Source organism: Vogesella urethralis (genome assembly GCF_007644045.2).
GTDB lineage: Bacteria > Pseudomonadota > Gammaproteobacteria > Burkholderiales > Chromobacteriaceae > Vogesella > Vogesella urethralis.
The window spans coordinates 20,050-28,286 of the sequence record NZ_VMDW02000049.1; the positions used below are offsets into that span (position 1 = coordinate 20,050).

General features: G+C 64.6%; 9 protein-coding genes. 8 read left to right on the forward strand and 1 reads right to left on the reverse strand.

Features of this window, described 5'->3' with window-relative positions:
- Positions 1–272 precede the first annotated feature (272 nt).
- The 7 genes from FLQ03_RS02415 (at position 273) to FLQ03_RS02445 (ending at position 6,311) form a co-directional block, all read left to right on the forward strand.
- Positions 273–1,241 (forward strand): ABC transporter substrate-binding protein, encoded by a 969-nt coding sequence (locus FLQ03_RS02415; protein ID WP_144373963.1) that lies wholly within the window; start codon positions 273–275, stop codon positions 1,239–1,241.
- A gap of 89 nt (positions 1,242–1,330) precedes the next feature.
- Positions 1,331–2,230, forward strand: a complete 900-nt coding sequence (locus tag FLQ03_RS02420; protein WP_144373964.1) for an ABC transporter permease — start codon at positions 1,331–1,333, stop codon at positions 2,228–2,230.
- A complete protein-coding gene (locus FLQ03_RS02425; protein ID WP_144373965.1) occupies positions 2,230–3,024 on the forward strand; it encodes an ABC transporter ATP-binding protein in 795 nt (264 codons plus the stop codon). The genes FLQ03_RS02420 and FLQ03_RS02425 overlap by 1 nt, the downstream gene beginning before the upstream one ends.
- 175 nt (positions 3,025–3,199) lie before the next feature.
- Positions 3,200–3,889 carry an SIMPL domain-containing protein gene (locus FLQ03_RS02430; RefSeq protein WP_144373966.1) on the forward strand — a complete coding sequence of 230 codons (690 nt, stop codon included), beginning with the start codon at positions 3,200–3,202 and terminating at the stop codon, positions 3,887–3,889.
- Positions 3,890–3,984: 95 nt separating this feature from the next.
- Entirely contained in the window at positions 3,985–4,596 is a 612-nt protein-coding gene (locus FLQ03_RS02435; protein WP_144373967.1) for a glutathione S-transferase, read from the forward strand.
- Between the two features lie 303 nt (positions 4,597–4,899).
- Positions 4,900–5,925: a tryptophan--tRNA ligase gene (gene trpS, locus FLQ03_RS02440; protein ID WP_144373968.1), complete on the forward strand. Its 1,026-nt coding sequence runs from the start codon at positions 4,900–4,902 to the stop codon at positions 5,923–5,925.
- Between the two features lie 68 nt (positions 5,926–5,993).
- Complete coding sequence (locus FLQ03_RS02445) at positions 5,994–6,311, forward strand: chorismate mutase (protein ID WP_144373969.1); 318 nt, start codon at positions 5,994–5,996, stop codon at positions 6,309–6,311.
- Positions 6,312–6,416: 105 nt separating this feature from the next.
- Here FLQ03_RS02445 and FLQ03_RS02450 read toward each other — a convergent pair whose 3' ends face one another.
- Positions 6,417–7,025, reverse strand: coding sequence for a LysE/ArgO family amino acid transporter (locus FLQ03_RS02450; protein WP_170252284.1), 609 nt, complete (start codon positions 7,023–7,025; stop codon positions 6,417–6,419).
- A gap of 119 nt (positions 7,026–7,144) precedes the next feature.
- On the opposite strand from FLQ03_RS02450, the gene argP reads away from it, so the two are divergent.
- Positions 7,145–8,044 carry an HTH-type transcriptional regulator ArgP gene (gene argP / locus FLQ03_RS02455; RefSeq protein ID WP_144373971.1) on the forward strand — a complete coding sequence of 300 codons (900 nt, stop codon included), beginning with the start codon at positions 7,145–7,147 and terminating at the stop codon, positions 8,042–8,044.
- Positions 8,045–8,237: the final 193 nt, after the last annotated feature.

The window sequence follows — 8,237 nt, forward strand, 5'->3', positions numbered from 1 at the left end:
CCCTGCCGCGCCCGGCCCCTCATTCATACAATCAGCATGAGGCAGCTGCCGCTGAAATAGCGGCACTACACAATTCGCCAGCATCCACCCCCGACGGCCAAGCTTGTTGGCCGCTTCTTTTTTAAGCACGCACCAAGTTGGCACATTTCACTTTTTTAATACAATATTTGGAATATTATTGCTTTGCACAATCTGAAACGGCCGGCACTTTGCAATATGATTGCGCAATTATCGCATTGCACCACAACCTGTCCCGTTCCGGAGCTAGCAAGATGAGCACGATTGCCCGCCGTACCCTCCTGGCCGCAGCACTGGCTGCCAGCCTGCCCCTGTTTGCCCACGCCGCCGAGCAGAAATCGGTTGCCGTTACCGCGATCGTGGACCACCCGGCGCTGGACGCTGCGCGCAAGGGCATCGAGGACGAACTGAAAGCCGCCGGCTTCGAACCGGGCAAGCAGATCAAGTACCAGTACCAGAGCGCGCAAGGTAACCCGGCCACCGCCGCCCAGATCGCCAAGAAATTCGTTGGCGACGCGCCGGACGTGATCGTGGCCATCGCCACCCCGAGCGCCCAGGCTGCCGTGGCCGCTACCCGCAGCATTCCGGTGGTGTTCACCGCCGTCACCGACCCGGTTGCCGCCAAGCTGGTACCGAGCTGGCAGCCGTCCAAAACCAACGTCACCGGTGTCTCCGACAAGCTGGCGCTGGCACCGCAGCTGGACCTGATCGCCAAGATCAAACCGGGCGCCAAACGCGTGGGCATGGTGTACAGCCCGGGTGAAGTGAACTCGGTGGTAGTGGCCAAAGAGCTGAAAACCGAGCTAGCCAAGCGTGGCATGAGCCTGGTAGAAGCGCCGGCACCGCGTACCGTGGACGTGGCCCCGGCCGCCAAGAACCTGATCGGTAAAGTGGACGTGCTGTACACCAGCACCGACAACAACGTGGTGTCCACCTACGAATCGCTGGCCGCCGTCGCCCAGCAAGGCAAGCTGCCGCTGGTGGCGTCCGATACCGACTCGGTGAAGCGTGGCGCCATCGCTGCCCTGGGCCAGAACTACTACGACATCGGCCGCCAGACCGGCAAGCTGGTCGTACGCATCCTGAAAGGCGAGAAAGCCGGCGCTATCGCCCCGCAGGTAGGCGAGAAGCTGTCGCTGACGCTGAACCCGGCTGCCGCCCAGAAACAGGGCGTCACCCTCAGCCCGGCACTGCTGAAAGAAGCCAGCGATACCGTGAAGTAAACCCGTCAGGTTGGCCGCCCACCTTGCGGCCAACCTGTCACCCCACCGCGCAGCCACGAGCTGCGCGTTGCCATTGAAAGACCCGCATCATGACCCTGATCGCCCTGATGGGTGCGCTGGAAATCGGCCTGATCTTCGCCCTGGTGGCGCTGGGCGTGCTGATTTCCTTCCGCATCCTCGACTTTCCCGACCTCACCGCCGACGGCAGCTTTCCGCTGGGCGGCGCCGTGGCCGCCACGCTGATTGCCGGCGGCCACGACCCATGGCTGGCCTGTGGCGTGGCCGCGCTGGCCGGCGCCGCTTCCGGCTGGCTGACCGCCTGGCTGAACGTACGCCTGGGCATCCTGCAGCTGCTGGCGTCCATTCTGGTGATGATCGCGCTGTATTCGATCAACCTGCGCATCATGGGCGCGCCCAATATGCCGCTGATCGGCAGCCCCACCATCTTCAGCCCGCTGATCGGCGACAATTTCGACATCGCCTGGCAAGTGCAGCCGGCAGTGCTGGCCGCGCTGATCGTGGCCGCCAAGCTGGGGCTGGACGTGTTCTTTGCGTCGCAAGCCGGCCTGGCCATGCGCGCTACCGGCGCCAACGCACGCATGGCGCGGGCGCAGGGCATTGCCACCGAACGCATGGTGCTGGCCGGCATGGCGCTATCCAACGCGCTGATCGCGGTAGCCGGTGCGCTGTACGTGCAAACCCAGGGCGGCGCGGATGTATCGATGGGCGTCGGCACCATCGTGGTAGGGTTGGCCGCGGTCATCATCGGCGAAACGCTGCTGCCGTCTCGCACGCTGTGGGTGATCACGCTGGCCACCGTACTGGGCGCCTTGCTGTACCGCCTGCTGATCGCGCTGGCGCTGAACGCCGACTTCATCGGCCTGCAGGCGCAAGACCTCAACCTGATTACCGCACTGCTGGTGGGCTTTGCCCTGGTGCTGCCCAAGCTGAAGGCCAAGCTGGCCCGTAAACCCGGAGGAGCCCGCTGATGCTGCGCGCCGATACCCTGTTCAAGACCTTCAACCCCGGCACGCCGATCGAAAACCCGGTGCTGCGCGGCCTGTCGCTGCAAATCGACAGCGGCCAGTTCGTGACCGTGATCGGCAGCAACGGCGCCGGCAAATCCACCTTCCTGAACGCGCTGGCCGGCGACGTGATCGTCGATAGCGGCAGCCTGCACATCGACGGCAAAGACGTCACCCGCACGCCGGGCTGGCAGCGCGCCGGGCTGGTGGCACGCGTGTTCCAGGATCCGATGGCCGGCACCTGCGAAAACCTCAGCATCGAAGAAAACATGGCGCTGGCCTACTACCGCGGCCGCAAGCGCGGCTTTGGCCCGGCGCTGAACCGTGGCCTGCGCGAGCTGTTCCGCGACAAGCTGGCCACGCTGAAGCTGGGGCTGGAAAACCGCCTGCCGGACCGCATGGGCCTGCTATCTGGCGGCCAACGTCAGGCGGTCAGCCTGCTGATGGCCAGCCTGCAACCGTCGCGCATCCTGCTGCTGGACGAGCACACTGCGGCGCTGGACCCGAAAACCGCCGCTTTCGTGCTGGAGCTGACCGACCGCATCGTGCACGAGAACCAGCTCACCGCGCTGATGGTGACGCACTCGATGCGCCAGGCGCTGGACCACGGCCACCGCACCGTGATGCTGCACCAGGGCCGCGTGGTGCTGGACGTGGCCGGCGAGGAACGCGGCCGCATGCAGGTGGCCGACCTGCTGGCGATGTTCGAGAAAACCCGCGGCGAAGCCATCGACGACGACGCCCTGCTGCTGGGCTAAGCCCTGCCCGGCTGCGGCCAACCTTGCGCCCCGTGTGCCTGCCACACGGGGCGTTGTTTTTGCCCTTCAGGGCAACTTGTCGCCCACCCGGCATGCCGATAACATTTCGTCACCGAACGACGTTGAACCCCGCAGCTCACCAGCAGTCAGACCCCTTTTCGTGAAGGAAACGACCATGCGCACCACCCTGCCCGCCCTTGCCCTGCTGTGCACCCTGCCCCTGGCAGCCGTGGCTGCCGATAACGGCGCTACCGTACTGAACCTGTCGGCCAGCGCCAGCCAGGAACTGGCCAACGACGAGGTCAACGCCAGCCTGTACGTACAAGACCGCCTGCCGCAAGCCGGCGCGCTGGCCGACCGCATCAACAAGCTGCTGAACCGCGCCCGCCAGGACGCCGAAGGCTTCCGCAAGGTTACCTTCAGCAGCGGCAGCTACAACACCTGGCCGGACTACGATAAGAACGGCAAGATCACCGGCTGGCAGGCGCGCGCCGAGATCAAACTCAAAAGCCAGGACTTTACCGATACCGCCGAGCTGATCGCCAGGCTGCAGAAATACATGGCGCTGGAAGGCGTACAGTTTGGCGTGTCCGAGCAGAGCCGCCGCCAGGCCGAAGCGCAGCTGATCCCGCAAGCTATCGCCGCGCTGCAGGCGCAAGCCGCTGCCGCCGGCAAAGCGCTGGGCAAGACCCAGCAACACGTCAGCGAGCTGAGCATCGGCAGCGCCCAGCCCGGTTACCCGATGATGATGCGCGCCAAAGCCGAAATGGCCGCCGCGCCGGTAGCTGACGTGGCTGCGGCCAACTTTCAGCCGGGCAATAGCTTGATTCAGCTGAACGTTAACGGTAAGGTGGAAATTCGATAACACTTTGCACTTTATGCAGATGTATTGTGCTATCGTAGGCAGCGCCGCTTGCGCTATAAATCATTCATTCCACACCACTTTCTGATACCCGACCCATGAAACTGATCGCCTCGCTTACCAGCCCCTACGCCCGCAAGGTGCGCATCGTCCTGGCAGAGAAAAAGATCGACTGTCCGCTGCAGCTGGATATCCCGTGGGAGAGCACATCGACCGTGGCCGATTTCAACCCGCTGGGCAAGGTGCCGGTGCTGCTGATGGACGACGGCAGCAGCCTGTACGACTCGCGGGTGATCGTGGAATACCTGGACGCGATCTCGCCGGTGTCGCGCCTGCTGCCGCAAGACCGCCGCCTGCTGGTGGAAACCCGCCGCTTCGAAGCGCTGGCCGACGGCATCTGCGATGCGGCGGCCAACATCGTGGTGGAGCGCCGCCGCCCGGCGGTGCAGCAAAGCCAGGAATGGGTAGACCGCCAGCAAGGCAAGATCGACCGCGGCCTGGCCGCGCTGTCGGCCATGCTGGGCGAGCGCCACTGGTGCAACGGCGAAGGCTACAGCCTGGCCGACATTGCCACCGGCTGCATGCTGGGCTATCTGGACTTCCGCTTTGCCGACCTGCCGTGGCGCGACCTGTACCCCAACCTGGAAAGGCTGTACGACAAGCTGTCGGCCCAGGCCAGCTTTGCCGATACCGTGCCGCCGGCCGCCTGAAGACACCGCTTGCTTACCCGACGCCGCGCTATTGCGCGGCGTTTTACCATCTGGTGATGCAATGCACCACACGGCGGCAAACAGCGCTTGACGCCAGCCTGAGCGCCGTGTTTTTATAAACCCCATGAATACCAAACCCGCATCCGCATTCGTGTTTTTTTCCTGGTGGCGCCTCTAACGGCGGCACCGCGGTTGCGTACGTAAAGCAAACCCGGGAGCAGCTGACAAGGCGCCCGGGTTTATCACTTCCAGCAGTACCCTCCCCAGCGCCTACTCAGCCTCCCCGATATCACGGAGATCGGCATGAGCTTACTGGACACAGTTTCCCCGCAAGACATCATCCTTACCGGTGACCGCACCACCGGCCCGCTGCACCTTGGCCACTATGTGGGCTCGCTGCGCAACCGCGTCATCCTGCAAGAGCGTTGCCCGCAGTTCCTGCTGTTGGCCGACGCCCAAGCGCTGACCGACAATATGGGCAACTACCTGAAGGTGCGTGAAAACGTACTGGAAGTGGCGCTGGACTACCTGGCCGTCGGCATCGACCCGGCCAAAAGCACCATCTTCATCCAGAGCCTGGTGCCGGAGCTGACCGAGCTGGCGTCGTACTACCTGAACCTGGTGACCGTGTCGCGACTGGAACGCAACCCCACCATCAAGGACGAGATCAAGCTGCGCGGTTACGAGCGCGACATCCCGGCCGGCTTCCTCACCTACCCCGCCGCCCAGGCCGCCGACATCACCGCCTTCAAGGCCACCATCGTGCCGGTGGGCGCCGACCAGATCCCGATGATCGAGCAGACCAACGAGATCGTGCGCCGCTTTAACGGCAGCGTAGCCGAGCCGGTGCTGGTAGAAGCCCGCGCGGTAGTGCCGGACGCCGGCGCCCGCCTGCCGGGCGTGGACGGCAAGGCCAAGATGTCCAAATCGCTGGGTAATGCGCTGACACTGGGCGCCAGCGCCGACGACATCAGCCAGGCCGTGAAAATGATGTACACCGACCCCAACCACCTGCGCGTGGCCGACCCCGGCCAGGTAGACGGCAATGTGGTGTTTACCTACCTCGACGTATTCCACCCCGACGCCAACCGTGTGGCCGAGCTGAAAGCGCATTACCAGCGCGGCGGCCTGGGCGACGCCGTGATCAAGCGCGAGCTGGAAGACATCCTGCAAGCGCTGCTGGCCCCCATCCGCGCCCGCCGCCAAGCCTACGCGCAAGACCCCGGCGCCGTGCTGGCCATGCTGAAAGAAGGCACGCTGAAAGCCCGCGCCGTCGCCGCGCAAACGCTGGCCGAGGTCAAGGCCGCCATGGGCTTGAACTACTACTGAGCCACCCATGCGGCCAACCACAGGGTTGGCCGCAGCCACCACCACACTACCGCCACAAGGAGCAGAAAATGGAATGGGTTTACCAATGCCGCAACCTGGAAGAAGTACGCACCCAGATCGATAGCCTGGACCGCGCCATCGTCAGCATGATCGCCCATCGCGGCCTGTACGTGCAGCAAGCCGCCGCTTTCAAGCACAGCGACGCCGAAGTGGAAGACGGCAAGCGCGTGGACCAGGTGATGCGCCGTGTCACCCGCCTGGCCGGCGAGCTGGGCGCCGATGCCGCCCTCACCGCCAAGATCTACCGCACCATGATCGCCCACTTCATCGAAAGCGAACGCGAAGAACGGTTGCGCCTGGTCGGCACGGCGGAGGCACGCGCATGAACGACGACGGCTCCGGTTTTTCCACGGTGCGGTGGCCCACCACCGCACCAAAACAAAAAAGGCGACACCCACACGGTGCCGCCTTTTTTCATGCCCACAGCCCACTCAGGACAGAGCCAGCGCGCCGGCCAGCGTCCACATCACCGTGCCCACCACGCCATCCAGCACCCGCCACGACAGCGGCCGCGCAAACAGCGGCGCCAGCAGCCGTGCACCATAGCCCAGCGCGGTAAACCACAGCACCGACGCCGTGCACGCCCCCAGCGCGAACCACAGCTTGCCGTCGCCCGCCTCCTGCCCGCCGATACTGCCCAGCAGCACCACGGTATCCAGGTACACGTGCGGGTTCAGCAGCGTCAGCGCCAGTACCGTGGCCAATGCTACCTTCAATGGCATGGTTTGCGCCCCGGCGGCAATCTGCAGGCTGTCGTTGGCCAGCACCGCGCGCCACGCCCGCAGCCCGTACCAGAACAAAAACACCGCCCCGCCCCAGCGCGCCGCCTCCAGCAGCAGCGGGCTGTGCTGGATCAGGCTGCCCATGCCGGCCACGCCGGCCACAATCAGCACCGCGTCGCACAGCATGCACACCAGCACCGTGGGGCCGATGTGCTGGCGCAACAGGCCCATTTTCAGTACGTGCGCGTTTTGCGAACCGATGGCCATGATCAGGCTGGCGCCCAGGCCCAGGCCCTTGAAGTAGCTGGCTGTCAGCATGGTGCTCTCCGTGGTGTCAGGTTGGCCGCCAGTATCGGGCAGCCCCGCCAGCCAGAACAGCAAGATTAAATTATCTTGGCTATCATTAATCTGGCTTCACTTACACCGCCAGAACCGCGATGAAACTCGACCCCAAACACTGCGAGGCCTTTCTGGCCGCGCTGGACAGCGGCAGCTTCGAGCAAGCCGCACACGACCTGCACCTGACGCCATCGGCCATCTCGCAGCGCATCCGCGCGCTGGAAGAAGTGCTGGGCAAACCGCTGCTGGTTCGCAGCCGCCCCTGCCGCGCCACCCGCGAAGGCCAGCTGCTGCGCCAGCACCTGCAACGCGCCGCGCTGCTGGAAGCCGACCTGGCCGCCACCTTTGCCGGCGACGACAGCGCCATGCTCAGCGTGTCGCTGGCGGTAAACGCCGACAGCGTGGCCAGCTGGTTCCTGCCGGCGCTGACGCCGTTCCTGATCCGCGAGCGCGTGCTGCTGGACGTGATCGTGGACGATCAGGACCACACCTACACCCTGCTGCAAGCCGGCATGGCGCTGGGCTGCATCTCCACCGAGCCGCAAGCCATGCGCGGCTGCAGCGCCAGCCCGCTGGGCGTGATGCGCTATCAGGCGCTGGCCAGCGCCGACTACCACGCCCGCTGGTTTGGCGGCGGCGTCAGCCGCGACGCACTGCGCCGGGCGCCGGTAATGATCTACAACCACAAAGACCGGCTGCAAGCCGACTGGCTGCTGCAGCACTTCGGCCTGCCGGACGATAGCTACCCCTGCCACTTCCTGCCCGCGTCCGACCCCTATCTGCAGGCGGTCAAGCTGGGGCTGGGCTGGGGCATGCTGCCCGACGTACAGTTGGCCGCATGCGGTCTGGCCGGCACCCTGCTGCCGCTGCAGCCCGACAAACCGGTAGACGTGGCGCTGTACTGGCACCACTGGCAGGTGCAATCGCCCCGGCTGGCGCGCCTGAGCGACGTACTGGTGGACGCTGCGCGGGCAGCGTTGCGGTCTAATGAAATGTAGCAACATACAACAGCCTACAACTGTACGAACTTCAAATGACACCGCACAGGTCACTCATCAACCTGATCCATGAAGGAGCCATCAGATGTACGAGAACTTTCACCTATGTAACTCGCTTATGAATCGCCCTCACTTTCCTAGATACCTCGTGAGCCTCACACTAGGCCCTACAAGGAGGTGTCATGAGCAAGCC

What these genes read in the sequence shown, in the direction of transcription:
- FLQ03_RS02415 (WP_144373963.1), top strand. Translation starts at nt 273, where the DNA reads ATGAGCACGATTGCCCGCCGTACCCTCCTGGCCGCAGCACTGGCTGCC.
- FLQ03_RS02420 (WP_144373964.1), top strand. Translation starts at nt 1,331, where the DNA reads ATGACCCTGATCGCCCTGATGGGTGCGCTGGAAATCGGCCTGATCTTC.
- FLQ03_RS02425 (WP_144373965.1), top strand. Translation starts at nt 2,230, where the DNA reads ATGCTGCGCGCCGATACCCTGTTCAAGACCTTCAACCCCGGCACGCCG.
- FLQ03_RS02430 (WP_144373966.1), top strand. Translation starts at nt 3,200, where the DNA reads ATGCGCACCACCCTGCCCGCCCTTGCCCTGCTGTGCACCCTGCCCCTG.
- FLQ03_RS02435 (WP_144373967.1), top strand. Translation starts at nt 3,985, where the DNA reads ATGAAACTGATCGCCTCGCTTACCAGCCCCTACGCCCGCAAGGTGCGC.
- trpS (WP_144373968.1), top strand. Translation starts at nt 4,900, where the DNA reads ATGAGCTTACTGGACACAGTTTCCCCGCAAGACATCATCCTTACCGGT.
- FLQ03_RS02445 (WP_144373969.1), top strand. Translation starts at nt 5,994, where the DNA reads ATGGAATGGGTTTACCAATGCCGCAACCTGGAAGAAGTACGCACCCAG.
- FLQ03_RS02450 (WP_170252284.1), bottom strand. Translation starts at nt 7,025, where the DNA reads ATGCTGACAGCCAGCTACTTCAAGGGCCTGGGCCTGGGCGCCAGCCTG.
- argP (WP_144373971.1), top strand. Translation starts at nt 7,145, where the DNA reads ATGAAACTCGACCCCAAACACTGCGAGGCCTTTCTGGCCGCGCTGGAC.